The following is a 15,445-nucleotide window of genomic DNA, read 5'->3' on the forward strand; positions in this document are numbered from 1 at the left end:
TCACCACCTATTCTTCATCATAAGAGGATTGTATATTATATACTCTTTTATACAAGCCATCTTTTTCAATCAATTCTTTGTGAGTACCTCTCTGGATTATTTTACCTTTATCTACTACAAGTATCAAATCTGCTTCAGAAACAGTCGATATTCTATGGGATATGATTATTGTGGTAGCTTTATGCTTCCTTAAATTCAGTGCTTTTCTGATTTCAATATCGGTTTCTGTATCCACGGCAGATAAAGAATCATCAAATATAACTATTGGGGACTCGTTGATTATAGTTCTGGCTATGGACATTCTCTGTTTTTGTCCTCCAGATAAGGATACACCTCTTTCTCCTACTACTGTGTCGTATTTTTCTTCAAATGAGTTTATATCATCATGAATTTTAGCTATTTTTGCTGCATTAAATACTTTTATATCAGGCATTTTAGGATTTGATAGCCTAATATTTTCTTTTATGGTTTTAGCATAGAGAAAGGGTTCTTGTAATACCAATCCTATATTTTTACGGATCCAATATTTATCGATGGTATTTAATTCGATGCCATCAATTTTTACGGATCCTTTGTTATATTCATACAGCCTTGGCAATAAATGCACTAAGGAGCTTTTGCCGGAGCCTGTAGAGCCGATTATTGCAACAGTATCTCCTTTATTAGCAGTAAAGGAAATATCTTTTAGTACCGGTCTATCTTTTTCATATTCAAAATATACGTTTTTAAATTCAATATTTCCTTCGATAACAGGTTCTTCGCCATTTATTACTAATTCCTCAATAGGTTGCGATAAGATTTCGTCTATTCTCTTTATAGACACAAGTGCCTTACCCATGTCAGTTAAGGTTCTTCCCATTTGTCTTATAGGCCATACCAACATATTGATATAGCTTACAAATGCTATCAGAGTTCCAAGGGTCAATTCTCCCTTTACAGTTAAGTAACTGCCTAGGACTATTACCAAACCCACTTGAGTCATACTAAAGAAATCGGATATTGACCAATACATTGCTAAGTTCGAAACCAATTTATTGGACAGTTTTCTGTATTCTTGGTTTCGCACATCAAATTTTTCTAATTCATATCTTTCCTGAGAAAATGCCTTAACTACTCTAATCCCTGTTAAATTTTCCTGAAGGGTAGTAGAGAGTTTTGCTTCGGATTCATCAGCTTTTTCAAAATTATATCTAACCTTTTTAAAGAAGACTACAGCAAATCCAAAGATGAATGGAAGAAATACAATTGAAATGATTACCATCTTTTTATTAAGATTAGCGATTATTCCCAAAATAAATGTAAGCATAAATATGGAGCCTGCGACCTCAACAAGTTGGATTGCTAAAAATCTTCTGATGGTATCGACATCAGATGTGCATTTTTGAATTAATTCTCCCGTATCTGCCTTTACATGATAATCGTAAGGAAGTCTTTGGATGTTGTCGTAAAGTTTGTCTCGAATCCTTTTTGCAATAGTTTCGGCAGATTTACTTGCTAAGGTGTTTTTTAAATAGAGAAACAGGCCTCTTAATGCTGCATTACAGATTATAACAATACCTATAATCCAAAGCCTTTTGTTTAGAAACTCCTTACCGCCTAAAAAATTTACAAGTTTTTGAATATAAATGGAGGTAATAGGTTCTGAACCAATAATTGAATCAATAGTAGTTCTAATGATTAAAGGGCTAATTATATTAAAAACCTGGGATATAATAATTGACAATATGGCAAAAAAATACATCAAGTTGTAGCCCTTTGAAAATTGCAGCAGCTTTTTAAATTCTTTCAAGTTTTATCCCTCCTTAATAAGAAAAGCATTTTAATATGTTAAGAAGCTTTTCTTGAAACTCAATAATAAAGTTCTATTAATTTATTAAAATTGTAGAACTTTTCTATTGTTATAAAAAACCATAGGTTAGTAACCTATGGTTTATATACAAAAAAATTGAGCTCAAACATAATTATATTCGATGGGTGAAAAATATAACAATTGCTTAAGATAAAAAACCATAGGTATACACTTACCTATGGCAATTATCAAATATTACTGAATAAAAACATAGGCCGTGAATGGGAAATATTAAAATGTATTTTGCTTGAATAAACTTTATTATTGATCATTATCATAATCACGACCTCCTTTCATAATATCCAACAATTCTATTCTATATGATAAATTGTAAATGTCAACTAATTTTTGTCATTTTGCCAAAATATTTCCCAAAACTATTCCGTTGACACTTGCTTGCATCAAACCTCTGGTAATTCCTGCGCCATCTCCGCCTACATATAGATTGGGAATATTGGTTTCAAAGTTTTTATCTACCACAACTCGATTTGAATAGAATTTTACTTCAACTCCATAGAGCAGAGTTTCATCGCTTGCAAGACCCGGAGTTACATTATCAAGTGCTTCTATCATCTCTTCAATATTTTTAAGTATTCTATAGGGAAGCACCAAACTTAAATCTCCCGGAACCGCGTCTTTTAGAGTTGGGATTATATTGTTTCTAAATAGTCTATCCTCAGTAGTTCTTCTGCCTTTTTTCAAATCTCCGTATCTTTGAACCAATACCTTATTTCCGGAAAGCATATTTCCAAGCTTTGCTATATGTTTACCGTATTCGATAGGGGATTTAAAAGGTTTTGTAAAATGCTTAGTTACCAGTAGAGCAAAATTTGTATTTGGAGATTTTAAGCTTTTTGATTTGTAGCTATGACCATTAACCACAGCTAAATTTCCGTCATAATATTCGGTTGAGACTTCTCCTCCCGGATTTGAACAAAACGTTCTTACCTTATCGTCAAAGGTACTGGAATAGTATATGAGTTTGCTTTCATACATAGACTCATTTAATTCTTCCATTATCTCATTTCTTGTTTCAACTCTAACTCCTATATCCACATCTCCTGTTTCGGTATCTATATTGTGTTTGATACAGAGATTGCTCAACCAATCGGACCCATCTCTACCCACAGCAATAACAACTTTTTTTGAGTAATATTCTTTATCAGCTAAAACGCCTATGAGATTTTTATTTTCATCTAATAATAAATCCTTTACAGGATTCATAAAGCTTAATTCAATACCTATGCTAATTAAATATTCCTCTATCCTGGAATAGATGTTGTATCCTTCTTCGGTGCCCATATGTCTTATGGGGCATTCTACCAATTTCAAATTGCTGGATATAGCTTTTTTCCTTATATTCCTTATTTCATCATCCTTATCAATACCATATATAGTTTCATCCGCACCAAATTTTAAATAAATATCATCTACATAATTGATTAACTTCTTAGTTTCTTCATATCCGATATATTTTGGAAGATTCCCTCCTACATCAGGAGATAGAGACAATTTGCCATCTGAATAAGCTCCGGCACCTGCAAAACCAGTTGTAATATTGCACGGTTTACAGCATACACACACACCTGTTTTCCGCTTAGGGCATTTTCTTTTTCCAATTGAATTTCCTTTTTCAATTATTAAAATTGATAATTTAGGGTTTTTTTTCTTTAATTCAAGGGCAGTGAAAATTCCACAAGGACCTGCACCTACTATTATTACATCATAGCTCATGTTTTTCTCCTCCTTGGGGCTATCAAACCCCTCAATATAATACACTATTTGCGGGGAAAAAGCTACTAAAAAAATAAGACCATTGCTGATCTTATTTTTTTAGTATACGTTTTGTAAACCAAGAATCCTTATTGGTTACTTCTAATTTATGGAATTTATTTATAGGAATAGAGTTTTTATCACATATGCTTATTATTTTATCTTTGTCCTCGCACATGACTAAAGCAGCAGTTCCGCAACTTGTACTAAGTTCTCTGGGAGCAGGCATCAATTTGACACCTAGATTATGTTGCTTTAATTCTTTTTCAAACAACAGTGCATGTTGAGTAATGTCAAAAGTTACTACACAGTAATATTCTTTCATCATATAGCTATTTGCTTATTTGAATTTGAAATTCATCATTATTTTTATTAACACGGACATTATAACCCTTACTTGATGCAAACCTTTTGATATTCTCTACAGCAACATTGGTATCAACCAATACTTTAAGGCTTGTATTTGGATTTGAATCCAAAGCATTTTTTGTCATTATGACTGGTTCTGGACATGATCTTCCTCTGGCATCTATTATATTAGGCATTCTTTACACCTTCCTTGTTACTATTTTTTTTGCTGGACGATATTACTCCGTAAGCTAAGGATAAGGCAAACAAAATTCCAATTATTACAGCTATTTTACCATTTTGAGGTACACCGTTAGCACTTGCAGCCAATCCGAAATTATGAGCAAATGCTGCTCCTATAATAAGGCCAAATACCGTAATTGCAGCATCTGTATCTCCTTGACTTGCTAATATAGTTTGTCGAATCGGACATCCGCCAAGTAAAATTGAACAAAGCCCTACAAGAGTCATTCCTAGGAAATTCCAGATAAAGTCATTATGGGCAATAGGCTGGTCTACGAATCCGAGATTGAATTTGCTGAAATTTAAGACAAGGTTTCCTGCTAATGCAAATACAAATATACCTAATATCCCCCATAAAAAGTGAGTATCTTTAATCAAGATTGCGTCCCTAAATCCACCGGCAGTACAAATCCTGCTTCTTTGAAGAGCAACTCCTACAACAGCACCAAGAATTAAAGAAATAATAACCGGTGCACCCATTGAACCGGGACCTTCAGTACTAAATAGGATAAAGCTCGGTTTAATAATTAAGAATATAAGCAATACTAATGCGAAAATGGGGAAGATATATTTTGATATATTTGTTTGCTCAATGCTTCTACCCAAGGTATATCCTTTTTTTAGGAATTGAACACCAATAAAAATTCCGGTTACATATCCGGCTAATCCTATTAAAGCATTTAAATCTCCATTGGCTAATCTTAGAATCATTCTTAAAGGGCATCCTAAAAATACTAATGCGCCAATCATTAGAAAGAAACCTAAAATAAATCTAACAATTGGTGAGGAACCGCCTTTGGCTTTAAATTCGCCTGTTACATATGATATTCCAAAGGCTCCAAATATAATGCCTATTATTTCCGGTCTTATATATTGAACAACTTCCGCTCTATGAAGACCTAATGCACCTGCAATGTCCCTCCAGAAACATGCTATGCATAAACCCATATTTCCCGGATTGCCAAGTTTCATAAGTATAGCTCCGATTAGTCCAATAATCCCTCCATAGAAAAACATTTTCCTTTTTCCACTCATAAAATTAACCCCCTTTTGATTATAAAATAATATTTCAAACTATGTTAAAATTATACCATAGTTTTGGGGAAAAGGCACTAAAATGGATAATTTTAATATTATAAGCAGGATAATATATTATATTAAATGTTTACTCCATAATTTATCAAAATAAAAATAAATATTATTTTAAAATATGCTTAAGATAATTTATCATGGGTATAAACTTTTCGGAAGATATAATTTGGGGCTATGTATTTTAAGTTATTTTAGGTAAATACATAATATAACAGGTTAAGGAGTTATTAAAAAAATGAATCAAGTATTGCTAATAAATAGGATAAACACAAATGATAATTCAATTATTAAGAGGCGTATTTCTTTTATATTAGGAGGCATGAGCTTATCGTCTATGAAGGATATGTTAATTGACACTATAAATAGTTCGGGACTAATAGATGATAGTAATGATGTTTTATATAAATACAACGGGGTTGAGATAAGTATGTCTATACAGACCATCCCCAAAATTGTAAGATTGCTAGCTAATGCGAATATTCCTATTTATAGTGTTTATGAAGTCTATAATTCTGATTTATAAAAGTTAAAGAGTACATATGTAAGATTACGCCGAAGGGCACTGTTAGTTTCTACATACTTATAAACTTTAAAAAAGTCTTAATTAATCTAAAATTGTTTAGTTATAAGACTTTTTTTTATCTTACTGCATATAAATTTATGTAGGAGGGAGTGTTTATGAGAAGAGGAGAAAGATTGACCCTTTTGCTATTTATTTTTGTTCTTTTATTGATAATCATAGGAAACAATATACATATATTGAAGCTTCAAAAAAGGATTGATTCTTTAAACATAGATGCTGATGCTCATAAAAGAGGGAAAAAGCATGAAACTATGATTTATATTGAAGTCAATAATAAAGTATTAAATTTATTGGATAGTGAAACTAAAGAAATTATAAAAAAATATACAATAGCAACAGGAAAGTCTGCTTCGCCAACTCCATTGGGAACGTATGAAATAGTATCAAAGGAAAAATGGGGTGAAGGATTTGGATCTCGGTGGATGGGTCTGAATGTTCCTTGGGGTGAGTATGGTATACATGGGACAAACAAACCCAGTTCAATAGGGTCAAACATTTCTTCGGGTTGTATTAGAATGAGAAATTCAGACATTGAGGATCTTTTCGAGCATATTGCAGTTGGTAGTACAGTGCATATTTCAAATGGACCCTATGGGCCATTCGGATATGGTTTTAGAACTTTAAAACCTGGCGATAGGGGTGCGGATGTACTAGAAGTTCAAAAACGGTTGAAGTACTTTAATTTTTATACCGGAGATTTGGATGGAATCTATGGAGAGGAAATGAAAAAAAGTCTTTTAAATTTTTTAAAAGAAAATAATATCAAATTAACGGATAAGATTACAACTGAAATATATGAAGCCATGGGAATTATACTCATGGAATAGTAAAAAGGATAGGCTTTTATGAGAGACCACTGAAAAACTATTAGTTTTTCAGTGGTCTCCTTTTATGACCTATCCTTTTTAATTAAAATTAGTTATCTTTGTGTTGGAGTTTGAGATTGTGTTCCCGGTGTTCCAGCCAGACTATTTTGAGCTTGCTCAACTAGTCTTCTTGTCATATAACCTCCAACATATCCATTTTCTCTTGAAGGTAATTGACCTTTATCTATTGAATCATAATTTGATAAACCTAATTCTGATGCAATCTCTAATTTCATTTGATTTAGAGCTTGACGTGCATTTGGATTTAATATTCTGTTACTGTTATTGTTACTTGCCATTTAAATTTCTCCTTTCATTTTATGTTAATATTGTTTGTCTAGTAGTATTATGTGTAAATAAATTTAGATTAATCATGTAAAATTCGGTATGTCTATTATCAGATTCCAATTATGGTAAAAAAATGATAAAGAAATTTTTTGTTTATATCAATGTTATTTTAAACAAATTATAAATTTTTATTTATTTTTTAAATTAAAGATTACAATCACAATCCATAGTATTTTGCGTATTATGAAATAAGTAGTAAATTAAAGGGGAGGAATATGATGCATGAAAAATTTTATTCTAAAAATTGCAATAACTGCAATCAATTAGCTACAACCTATATAAAATTTCAGATAATGGATCAAGTTTATAATCAAGAACAGGCATTGAGACATGGAACACTATTTCCTGACCTATATAGACCATATGATCCTTGTGGGAAAAATAAGGAGTGGAGAAATTATGGATAGAGATCAAATGAATATGATAGTAGAATTGATGGAAGTATCTTTCGTTTTAGTAGAGACAGCTCTATACCTAAATACCCATCCTAATGATGAAAGAGCTTTAAGATTACACAACAATGCATCAACACAATATGTACAGTTGGAGGAAATGTATCAGGCAAGATATGGTCCTCTAAAAAATACTGGAATGAGTAGATATCCTTGGGCTTATATTGATGAACCTTGGCCTTGGGAAATCAACTTTAATTTCAATTAAGGAGGATTTTTATGTGGATATATGAAAAGAAACTTCAATACCCTGTAAGAGTAGATACAACAAATCCAACATTAGCAGCTATGATTATAGAACAATTCGGAGGAGCTGATGGGGAATTATCAGCTGGTTTAAGATATTTAACTCAAAGATATACTATGCCGACAAGTCAAGGAAAAGCTACATTAACAGACATCGGCACAGAAGAATTAGCACATTGGGAAATAATTGGGACATTGGTGTATAGGCTTGTTAAAGATGCTACTGTGGATCAGATAAAAGGTACACCTTTTGAAGCTCACTATGTTAATCATGGGAAAGGTTTATATCTTCATGATGCGGCAGGAGTACCATGGACTGCAACTTATTTTAATGCTAAAGATGATCCAATAACTGACTTGCATGAAGATATGGCTGCAGAACAAAAAGCACGTACTACCTATGAATGGCTGATAAATATAAGTGATGACCCCGGCGTAACAGATACATTAAGATTTTTAAGACAAAGAGAAATAGTGCATTTTCAAAGATTTGGAGAGGTATTGCAAATCATTCAAGATACGGAAAATTGCATAAAATACTATTAAAGGGAAGCTTTCCCTTTAATAACGGTATATATATCTCAATATTCTAATATATAAATACATAGATATAGGAGGATTTAAATGGAAATAGAAAAATACATATTGGAAGAGAAGGCGGAATTATTAAAAGTCTTAGGACATCCTACAAGACTGTGTATTATAAAAGGATTAATTAAGGATGGAGAAAACAATGTAAGTTTTATGCAAGAATGTCTAGATGTTCCCCAATCTACTTTGTCTCAACATTTAGGAAAGTTAAGAGCATTGGGGATAATTGAAGGTGTAAGAAAAGGGAGGGAAATTTACTATAGAGTAATAAATGAAGAAGCTATCAAAATTATTAAAGCTTTATTTTAATAGGGAAGCAGCCAATCAATGACTGGTATTGTCACTTTTAGCCACAAGGTTTTTGTCAAAATATTCCAAGTATAAATTAAAACAAAACTCACATAATATAAATGTAAGGTTCGTATAGAGTTCGATTTAAATATATCTAATATCATAAGGGTCCGTAATAGATTCTTATTGATAAGATATAATTATTCGGGTCTATTACGGACCTTATTTTAATGTATTTTACATACTAAAATAAAAAATTAGGCAATATCATAAAATTGCATATATCAGTACAACAGGCTAAATATATTTAATTAATTATTAGTTTAACTCATGATACTGAGATAAAAGTTTATCCAGTATCTGACTTAGTTTGATTACCTCAGAATCAAGAAGGTCATATTTTTTCTCAGATATTAGATTGTGAAGTTTAATTCTAGTGCTTTCAATTTCTTTATTGAGTTTTAGCACAGCATTATTGTTCAACTAAACATGCTCCTTTTCTGTAGTGGATTTATTTAACCTGTTACACTGATATAAGTTTACAAAAAATATGGGGGAAGTGGTGTATATCTTTAGAAGAAATTTAGAAATATATAAAATAAATGGGCGAAATAACTCAAATAATCGGAGGATAATAGTTGAAATAAAAAGCCTATAACCATTGTTATACAACAGTTACAGGCTTCTTTAAAGACTATAATTGTTTCTTATTATATTTTGTTGAAAATTGGTACAATTTACAAAAAATCCCTTGACTTCAAAGGGTTTTTTTATATGTCAATAAAAGAGATGGCATTTAAAATTGAAAAATTGCAAAATGATGCATTGAAAATTGATAGCATCAGTACAGCTTTATGGCAAGCGATATCTAATGGCGCATTTGATGCAAAAACTTATGATTGGGCTTTTGTTGTACTTACGGATTTAACTTATGATTTAAAAGAAAATCTAATAACTCTAACAGAGGATACTTTTATGTATATGAGAAATTCAGATATAGAATAGGTATACATGGGTTAAGATAAATATACACAAAATTATTTATAAAACCCAATAATAATATTAAAAATGTATGAATTTATTATAAACTATTGGGACAATATATTAATTGTAATATTGTTTGTCTTATTTTGTTATATTTTTTAATAGTAACAAGTAAATAAATTTTAAATAGAAGTCACTGAAAAAATAGACTCTGTTGCCGTAAAAAGTTGTAGGGAAACAAATAACCTACAACTTTTTTTTGCCTACAATATAAATGATTTGATTCTAAAAGCCTGTGGTATAATTGTGTATTAAATTGAGGAATATTATGGGAATATTGAATGGTCAAGGTGCTATTAATAATCTTGGACATGCTGATACATAATATCATAATACAAAATCTTTGGGATTTGCATAAACAGTTTAGAATCAAATGCATATCCTCAAAGTTGAATTGGAGGAATGTAAGTGCAAAAGAAAAAAGAATTTAAAAAAGCATACTATTTTTCGGACAAACTCAAAGAACGGCTTAGCCAAATACCATACTATCCATTGACCATTGTAGAGGCGCCCTCTGGATTTGGGAAAACTACAGCAGTGAGAGAATATTTGAGAAAAGAGCTACCGGATGCCACCTGCGAATGGTACACCTGCTTGAGTGAGCCTATCTTTGTTGCATGGTTAAGAATCTGCAATCTATTTAACTGTGTCGACAGTGAATCTGCAGAAGAGATGAAAAGGTTGAGGATACCTAAAATGGAAACGTTATTTGATATTGAGAATATCTTACAAAACCTAAACTGCCAAAAGGAAACCTACCTAGTAATCGATAATTATCAGCTTATGGACTGCAATGTTCATCAGGAGCTTATCAGCGCTTTTTCAATGCATAAAAACCCTAATCTGCACATGATATTCATTACCCAGCAACTTCCTTTTCATGAGCAGCTTTTCATCCATAACGACAATATCTATTTAATAAAAGCGCCTGCTTTCTTATTCGATAAAAATAGTATTACAAGTCTTTTCCGAATGGAGGGTTTACGTATCAAAAAGGAGGAATTGGAGAGCTTATCAAGCAGTAGCGAGGGTTGGATATCAGCCATCAGGCTTCAGATGGTTAATTATAAAGAAACGGGTCGATTCGTTTATTCAGCAGACATTGAACAGTTGGTGGAAACCGCTGTTTGGAATAGGCTTACGCCTGTGGAAAAAGATTTTCTGCTGAGGGTTTCTGTATTGGACTGCTTTACAGCTCGTCAAGCAGTCTCAATGTTGGATGAGGAGTTTAATCCAAATACAATTGAAACAGCACTTAAAGCAAGTGATTTCATACGATACACGCCAGATAATCGTCAGTTTATCATTCACAACATTTTACTTGATTATCTGAGAAGCCGCTTCTATCATTGCCAAACGAAAGAATATCAAAGTAAGGCATACCGAAAAGCTGGTGTGTCTTGTGTCATTGAGGCGAAGTATTGCTCTGCCGCTGAGTTTTTCTATAAGGTGAAAGATTACGACGCCATTCTTTCCATGCCCCTTAGTTGTGAGTATTTTTACAATTATCAAGACAAATACGTACCGGAAGTTTTCGAAGCTTTAATCAATGAATGCCCCGAGGAAACTCTGTGTAAATATCCTTTCACATTACTAGTTTTGGGACATCAGACATTTGCAGCTGGACAGTATGGGGCATATTTAAAGATTTGTGAGTTGCTTAAATTTATTATCCGGAAGGGAAAGGGTTTTGAGTCAGATGAAATTCGAGAAATTAAAGGCGAATATATCTATCTGGTCTCTATGATGGATTTTAATGATATTACCAAAATGATGGAGAGTCAGAGAAACGCATGGGAAACTTTAGGAAAACCGTTAAAAATTATAAACCGCAAATCCATATATGGGTATGCTTCCCCTTCTATATTGAACCTTTATTGGCGTGAAGTAGGTACATTGGAAGACACCTTGCAGAAAATGGATGAGGCATCATTCACATATCTTAAGTTGACTGGCGGACGAGGTGCCGGTGCACAAAGCATTCTAAGGGCGGAGGCAATGCTCATGAGAGGTGAGGACGATGAAGCTGAAATTTTATGTTATAAAGCACTCTATGATGCTAAAAGTTTTGGACAAATCGGTATATGCCTTAGCGCAGAGCTGGTACTTGCTCGTATTGCTATTTTACGAGGTAACGAGGGAAGTTATTTTACGGCAGTAAGGAACATTCAAGGCTACGATAAAGAAAGCTCCAATCCGTCCATACAGCATATGGTGGAATATTGTATGTCGATTATAGGCTTTGTGCTTGGTATCAAAGATTATATTGCCACATGGTTTTACGATATGCAAAGTATCAAGAAAACATTGTACGCACCGATTGTTCCAATGGCACAGGTACTTAACTTATGGCTTTTACTTATGGACAAAAGATACAATGAATTTTATGCTGCGTGCAGGTTTGCCATGGATACATCTAGTAATATGACTGGAAATATTAAATTCATAATGCCGCAGATGTATCAACTCATCTTTCTTGCCATTTTAAAACGGAACAACGGAAAACAGCTGGAGTCTTGGAAGTATCTTAGAGAGGCTTTTGACATAGCACTGCCGGATCAAATCTATCTGCCCTTTGCTCAAGAGGAATGCATGAAATATTTTCTTAATGAACTTGGTTCTACAGATTTTACTTTTTTGATAACGCTTTGTGAACGCCAACAGAAGGGTAGAGATGTAATAAGAAAGGCGATTCTACATAAAAAGTCTCCCCTTACTCCGAGAGAACGAGAAATCGCCCTGCTTTTCAAAGATAGAATGAGCAGAAAAGAGATTGCAGATAAGCTTTATATTTCTGAAGAGACTGTCAAGTCGACTTTAAAAGCTGTTTACAGTAAACTTGAAATTCACTCAAGAAGGGAGCTTAACACAAAAGATTTTTGATGAAAATACAATTCCCCCTAAAAGGGGGATGAAAAAGAAAACAATTTGTCGTATTTTATATAACAGATTGTTTTTTTGTTATTTTATGTCGAAATCGTGATGTACGTTGCATCCTAAAAATATAAAATAGAAAAACCAGTGAATATTATGAGGAGGAATTAAATTGGATGACATATTTTCAAATGAATCGATGCTGGACTTATTCATATATGAAACAACACAGAACATTGAACAGATTGAAACTTCAGTACTTATCAGTGAAAAAGAGAACTTCTTCACGCCGGATGCGATTAATGAAATTTTCAGGGCAATGCATACCATCAAGGGTTCCTCAGCCATCATGAAGTACGATAACATCGCATCTGTGACACATTCTATTGAAGACCTTTTCTATTACATTCGTGAAGAAAATTCGGAAAACATAGACTGCGGACTTCTTGCTGACTTAGTTTTGAAAGGAGTAGATTTTATCAAATTGGAGATGGAAAAGGTCAAAAACTCGGACAAACTTGACGGGAACCCCACCGAATTGATTGAAGGCATCAAAAGCTATTTGCATTCTCTAAAGGGAGAAGAAGATGGTGTAGATACTTTAGATACAAACGTAAATCCTATCGTCAAAGAACATTATTGTTTGCCTCTAGACAAGAACGAGACAAACGACAACAAGAAGTTATATGAAGCTATTATATTCTTTGAGGACGGCTGTGAAATGGAAAATGTCAGGGCATTTGGTATTATTCATCATTTAAAGGAGATTACCGAAGAATTTCGCCATATTCCCGAAAACATAATTGATAATGATAACAGCGTAAAGATCATTCGGGAACAGGGATTTACCATCCTGTTCAGGAGCGACAAAGATTATCGGGAATTGTATGATTTCTTTATTGGTACTACCGCCTTTTTACGAGAGCTTGAACTTCATGAGCTCTCTGAAGAACAGATATGTGGAGAGTCTGATTCGACAAAAATGGCAGTTACACAGGAGTCGCCGGTCAAGATACCAGAGCTTAAAACCAAGGATGAGCTTGGACAGGTACCAATGGAAAGCAGAAGCTCCCACCAAAGCATCATCAGCGTTGATGTTGTGAAGCTGGATAAGCTGATGGATTTGATGGGCGAAATGGTGATTGCCGAAGCGATGGTAACACAAAACCCTGAACTTCAGGGTGTAAAATTAAATTCTTATTATAAATCTGCAAGGCAGCTTAAAAAAATAACCGGCGAGATGCAGGATATGGTCATGTCCATCCGGATGGTTCCGTTGTCGGCTTCCTTCCGCAAGATGCACAGACTCGTACGGGATATGAGCAGAAAACTTGATAAAAAAGTCGAGCTAACGCTAATTGGAGAGGAAACCGAGGTGGACAAAGACATTATTGAGCATATTTCAGATCCCCTGATGCACCTTGTTCGTAATGCTATTGACCACGGCATCGAAGAGCCTGACGTACGTGTAGCTGTCGGGAAGCCTAAAACAGGAAAGATTACGCTGGAAGCGAAAAATGTCGGAAGTGACGTATTCATCATTGTCAGAGATGATGGAAGAGGAATAGATAAAGAAAAAGTTTTGCAAAAAGCACGGAAAAATGGACTAATTAGAAAGTCGGAAAAGGAACTGACGGACAAGGAGATTTATAATCTGCTTTTCCTTCCCGGATTTTCCACCAATGACGAAGTAACTGAATTCTCTGGTCGCGGAGTCGGAATGGACGTTGTGACAAAAAATCTGGAGGCAGTCGGGGGCTCGGTATCTATAGACAGTGTGGAGGGCAATGGAACGGTTACTACGTTGAAAATTCCACTTACCCTTGCAATCATCGATGGTATGAACATTCGGGTAGGTGATGCCAAATATACCATCCCCACCACGTCTATACGGGAGACATTTCAGGCAAAGGCTGATGACCTGATACTAGACCCTGAAGGCAACGAAATGATCATGGTCCGAGGAGAATGTTACCCAATTCTCCGTCTCCACAAGTTATTTGAGGTGAAAAGCGATATCACAGATCTAACAAAAGGAATCATGTTAATAATTGAACAAGATGAAAAATGTCTGAGCCTTTTTGCAGATGAGCTTGTCGGACAGCATCAGGTGGTGGTTAAGGCACTTCCGGCTTATATGAAAAATTTGAAGCGAATTGATGAACTGACGGGATGTACACTTTTGGGTGACGGCAGTATAAGCCTTATCCTCAACACAGGAGGGTTGCTTGGAATGTGAAATCTGAATTATAAAAATTGTTTTATATATAAGAAGGGAGAAAACGAAGAAGGAGGTTGTAATAAATGACAAAGACTGACATATTGAATCCGTCGGAGATGGAATATGAAGATACGTTAAAAGGGAAATATCTTGTTTTTTCTTTAGGAAAAGAGATGTATGGGATGGAAATTCGCTATATTACGGAAATTATCGGGATACAACCAATTACGGAAGTTCCTGAGATGCCGAAATATGTGAAAGGGATTACCAACTTGAGGGGTAAAATCATACCTATTATAGATGCTCGACTGCGCTTCAGAAAAGAAATAAGGGAATATGACGGAAGAACCTGCATCATAGTGCTTGAGATTGATGATATTTCCATAGGTCTGATTGTGGATAGCGTTGTAGAGGTACTTACCATGCAGGATGAGGATATTTCATCCCCTCCGGATGTTGGGAAAGGCCACTGCAATTACATAAAGGGAATTGGCAAGGTCGGTGGTAGTATTACCTTGCTTTTAGATTGTCAGAAACTGCTGACTGATGATGAACTTGAAGAGATTAATGCATCGTTGTAGATGTTGAATCAGCTTTAAAAAAATAGAAAATCGGAGGATTAAG

The 15,445-nt window shown here is 34.0% G+C and carries 17 protein-coding genes; 10 read left to right on the plus strand and 7 right to left on the minus strand.

Features of this window, described 5'->3' with window-relative positions:
* Nucleotides 1–7 precede the first annotated feature (7 nt).
* From H8707_RS08165 to yedE, 5 genes are all read right to left on the minus strand, one after another.
* Entirely contained in the window at nucleotides 8–1,789 is a 1,782-nt protein-coding gene (locus H8707_RS08165; protein WP_262429649.1) for an ABC transporter ATP-binding protein, read from the minus strand.
* Nucleotides 1,790–2,200: 411 nt separating this feature from the next.
* Complete coding sequence (locus H8707_RS08170; protein ID WP_262429650.1) at nucleotides 2,201–3,583, minus strand: NAD(P)/FAD-dependent oxidoreductase; 1,383 nt, start codon at nucleotides 3,581–3,583, stop codon at nucleotides 2,201–2,203.
* 91 nt (nucleotides 3,584–3,674) lie between these two features.
* Nucleotides 3,675–3,947, minus strand: coding sequence for a DUF3343 domain-containing protein (locus tag H8707_RS08175; RefSeq protein WP_262429651.1), 273 nt, complete (start codon nucleotides 3,945–3,947; stop codon nucleotides 3,675–3,677).
* A 7-nt stretch (nucleotides 3,948–3,954) separates the two neighbouring features.
* Nucleotides 3,955–4,167, minus strand: coding sequence for a sulfurtransferase TusA family protein (locus tag H8707_RS08180; RefSeq protein WP_262429652.1), 213 nt, complete (start codon nucleotides 4,165–4,167; stop codon nucleotides 3,955–3,957).
* Entirely contained in the window at nucleotides 4,160–5,248 is a 1,089-nt protein-coding gene (gene yedE, locus H8707_RS08185) for a YedE family putative selenium transporter (protein ID WP_262429653.1), read from the minus strand. Before yedE ends, H8707_RS08180 begins: the two co-directional genes overlap by 8 nt.
* A 292-nt stretch (nucleotides 5,249–5,540) precedes the next feature.
* On the opposite strand from yedE, the gene H8707_RS08190 reads away from it, so the two are divergent.
* Entirely contained in the window at nucleotides 5,541–5,828 is a 288-nt protein-coding gene (locus H8707_RS08190) for a hypothetical protein (RefSeq protein ID WP_262429654.1), read from the plus strand.
* Nucleotides 5,829–5,983: 155 nt separating this feature from the next.
* The gene (locus H8707_RS15170) at nucleotides 5,984–6,715 is read left to right on the plus strand and encodes a L,D-transpeptidase family protein (protein WP_316699627.1); all 732 of its coding nucleotides are present in this window, start codon (nucleotides 5,984–5,986) and stop codon (nucleotides 6,713–6,715) included.
* Nucleotides 6,716–6,807: 92 nt separating this feature from the next.
* Here the strand turns inward: H8707_RS15170 and H8707_RS08205 are convergent, their stop codons facing one another.
* Nucleotides 6,808–7,053 carry an alpha/beta-type small acid-soluble spore protein gene (locus H8707_RS08205; RefSeq protein ID WP_262429655.1) on the minus strand — a complete coding sequence of 82 codons (246 nt, stop codon included), beginning with the start codon at nucleotides 7,051–7,053 and terminating at the stop codon, nucleotides 6,808–6,810.
* A gap of 267 nt (nucleotides 7,054–7,320) precedes the next feature.
* On the opposite strand from H8707_RS08205, the gene H8707_RS08210 reads away from it, so the two are divergent.
* The 4 genes from H8707_RS08210 to H8707_RS08225 all read left to right on the plus strand — a co-directional run bounded on the left by H8707_RS08210 (nucleotide 7,321) and on the right by H8707_RS08225 (nucleotide 8,700).
* Nucleotides 7,321–7,509: a spore coat associated protein CotJA gene (locus H8707_RS08210; protein ID WP_262429656.1), complete on the plus strand. Its 189-nt coding sequence runs from the start codon at nucleotides 7,321–7,323 to the stop codon at nucleotides 7,507–7,509.
* The gene (locus H8707_RS08215; protein ID WP_262429657.1) at nucleotides 7,502–7,762 is read left to right on the plus strand and encodes a spore coat protein CotJB; all 261 of its coding nucleotides are present in this window, start codon (nucleotides 7,502–7,504) and stop codon (nucleotides 7,760–7,762) included. The genes H8707_RS08210 and H8707_RS08215 overlap by 8 nt, the downstream gene beginning before the upstream one ends.
* Before the next feature lie 11 nt (nucleotides 7,763–7,773).
* Nucleotides 7,774–8,346, plus strand: a complete 573-nt coding sequence (locus H8707_RS08220) for a manganese catalase family protein (RefSeq protein ID WP_262429658.1) — start codon at nucleotides 7,774–7,776, stop codon at nucleotides 8,344–8,346.
* 78 nt (nucleotides 8,347–8,424) lie between these two features.
* A complete protein-coding gene (locus tag H8707_RS08225; RefSeq protein ID WP_262429659.1) occupies nucleotides 8,425–8,700 on the plus strand; it encodes an ArsR/SmtB family transcription factor in 276 nt (91 codons plus the stop codon).
* Between the two features lie 300 nt (nucleotides 8,701–9,000).
* On the opposite strand, the gene H8707_RS08230 is transcribed toward H8707_RS08225, so the two are convergent.
* Nucleotides 9,001–9,165, minus strand: a complete 165-nt coding sequence (locus tag H8707_RS08230) for an aspartyl-phosphate phosphatase Spo0E family protein (RefSeq protein ID WP_262429660.1) — start codon at nucleotides 9,163–9,165, stop codon at nucleotides 9,001–9,003.
* A 291-nt stretch (nucleotides 9,166–9,456) separates the two neighbouring features.
* On the opposite strand from H8707_RS08230, the gene H8707_RS08235 reads away from it, so the two are divergent.
* The 4 genes from H8707_RS08235 (at nucleotide 9,457) to H8707_RS08250 (ending at nucleotide 15,402) form a co-directional block, all read left to right on the plus strand.
* Nucleotides 9,457–9,687 carry a hypothetical protein gene (locus H8707_RS08235; protein ID WP_262429661.1) on the plus strand — a complete coding sequence of 77 codons (231 nt, stop codon included), beginning with the start codon at nucleotides 9,457–9,459 and terminating at the stop codon, nucleotides 9,685–9,687.
* Between the two features lie 447 nt (nucleotides 9,688–10,134).
* On the plus strand, nucleotides 10,135–12,609 hold the full coding sequence (locus H8707_RS08240; protein WP_262429662.1) for a LuxR C-terminal-related transcriptional regulator: 2,475 nt from the start codon (nucleotides 10,135–10,137) through the stop codon (nucleotides 12,607–12,609).
* A gap of 163 nt (nucleotides 12,610–12,772) precedes the next feature.
* The gene (locus H8707_RS08245; protein WP_262429663.1) at nucleotides 12,773–14,839 is read left to right on the plus strand and encodes a chemotaxis protein CheA; all 2,067 of its coding nucleotides are present in this window, start codon (nucleotides 12,773–12,775) and stop codon (nucleotides 14,837–14,839) included.
* Between the two features lie 65 nt (nucleotides 14,840–14,904).
* Nucleotides 14,905–15,402, plus strand: a complete 498-nt coding sequence (locus tag H8707_RS08250) for a chemotaxis protein CheW (protein WP_262429664.1) — start codon at nucleotides 14,905–14,907, stop codon at nucleotides 15,400–15,402.
* The last annotated feature ends 43 nt before the right edge of the window (nucleotides 15,403–15,445 follow it).

The organism is Paratissierella segnis (genome assembly GCF_014385195.1).
In the GTDB taxonomy this organism is placed as follows: domain Bacteria; phylum Bacillota; class Clostridia; order Tissierellales; family Tissierellaceae; genus Paratissierella; species Paratissierella segnis.

Coding starts and splice junctions, on each gene's coding strand:
- H8707_RS08205 (WP_262429655.1), bottom strand. CDS start 7,053: ATGGCAAGTAACAATAACAGTAACAGAATATTAAATCCAAATGCACGT.
- H8707_RS08170 (WP_262429650.1), bottom strand. CDS start 3,583: ATGAGCTATGATGTAATAATAGTAGGTGCAGGTCCTTGTGGAATTTTC.
- H8707_RS08180 (WP_262429652.1), bottom strand. CDS start 4,167: ATGCCTAATATAATAGATGCCAGAGGAAGATCATGTCCAGAACCAGTC.
- H8707_RS08175 (WP_262429651.1), bottom strand. CDS start 3,947: ATGAAAGAATATTACTGTGTAGTAACTTTTGACATTACTCAACATGCA.
- H8707_RS08250 (WP_262429664.1), top strand. CDS start 14,905: ATGACAAAGACTGACATATTGAATCCGTCGGAGATGGAATATGAAGAT.
- H8707_RS15170 (WP_316699627.1), top strand. CDS start 5,984: ATGAGAAGAGGAGAAAGATTGACCCTTTTGCTATTTATTTTTGTTCTT.
- H8707_RS08210 (WP_262429656.1), top strand. CDS start 7,321: ATGCATGAAAAATTTTATTCTAAAAATTGCAATAACTGCAATCAATTA.
- H8707_RS08220 (WP_262429658.1), top strand. CDS start 7,774: ATGTGGATATATGAAAAGAAACTTCAATACCCTGTAAGAGTAGATACA.
- H8707_RS08225 (WP_262429659.1), top strand. CDS start 8,425: ATGGAAATAGAAAAATACATATTGGAAGAGAAGGCGGAATTATTAAAA.
- H8707_RS08235 (WP_262429661.1), top strand. CDS start 9,457: ATGTCAATAAAAGAGATGGCATTTAAAATTGAAAAATTGCAAAATGAT.
- yedE (WP_262429653.1), bottom strand. CDS start 5,248: ATGAGTGGAAAAAGGAAAATGTTTTTCTATGGAGGGATTATTGGACTA.
- H8707_RS08215 (WP_262429657.1), top strand. CDS start 7,502: ATGGATAGAGATCAAATGAATATGATAGTAGAATTGATGGAAGTATCT.
- H8707_RS08190 (WP_262429654.1), top strand. CDS start 5,541: ATGAATCAAGTATTGCTAATAAATAGGATAAACACAAATGATAATTCA.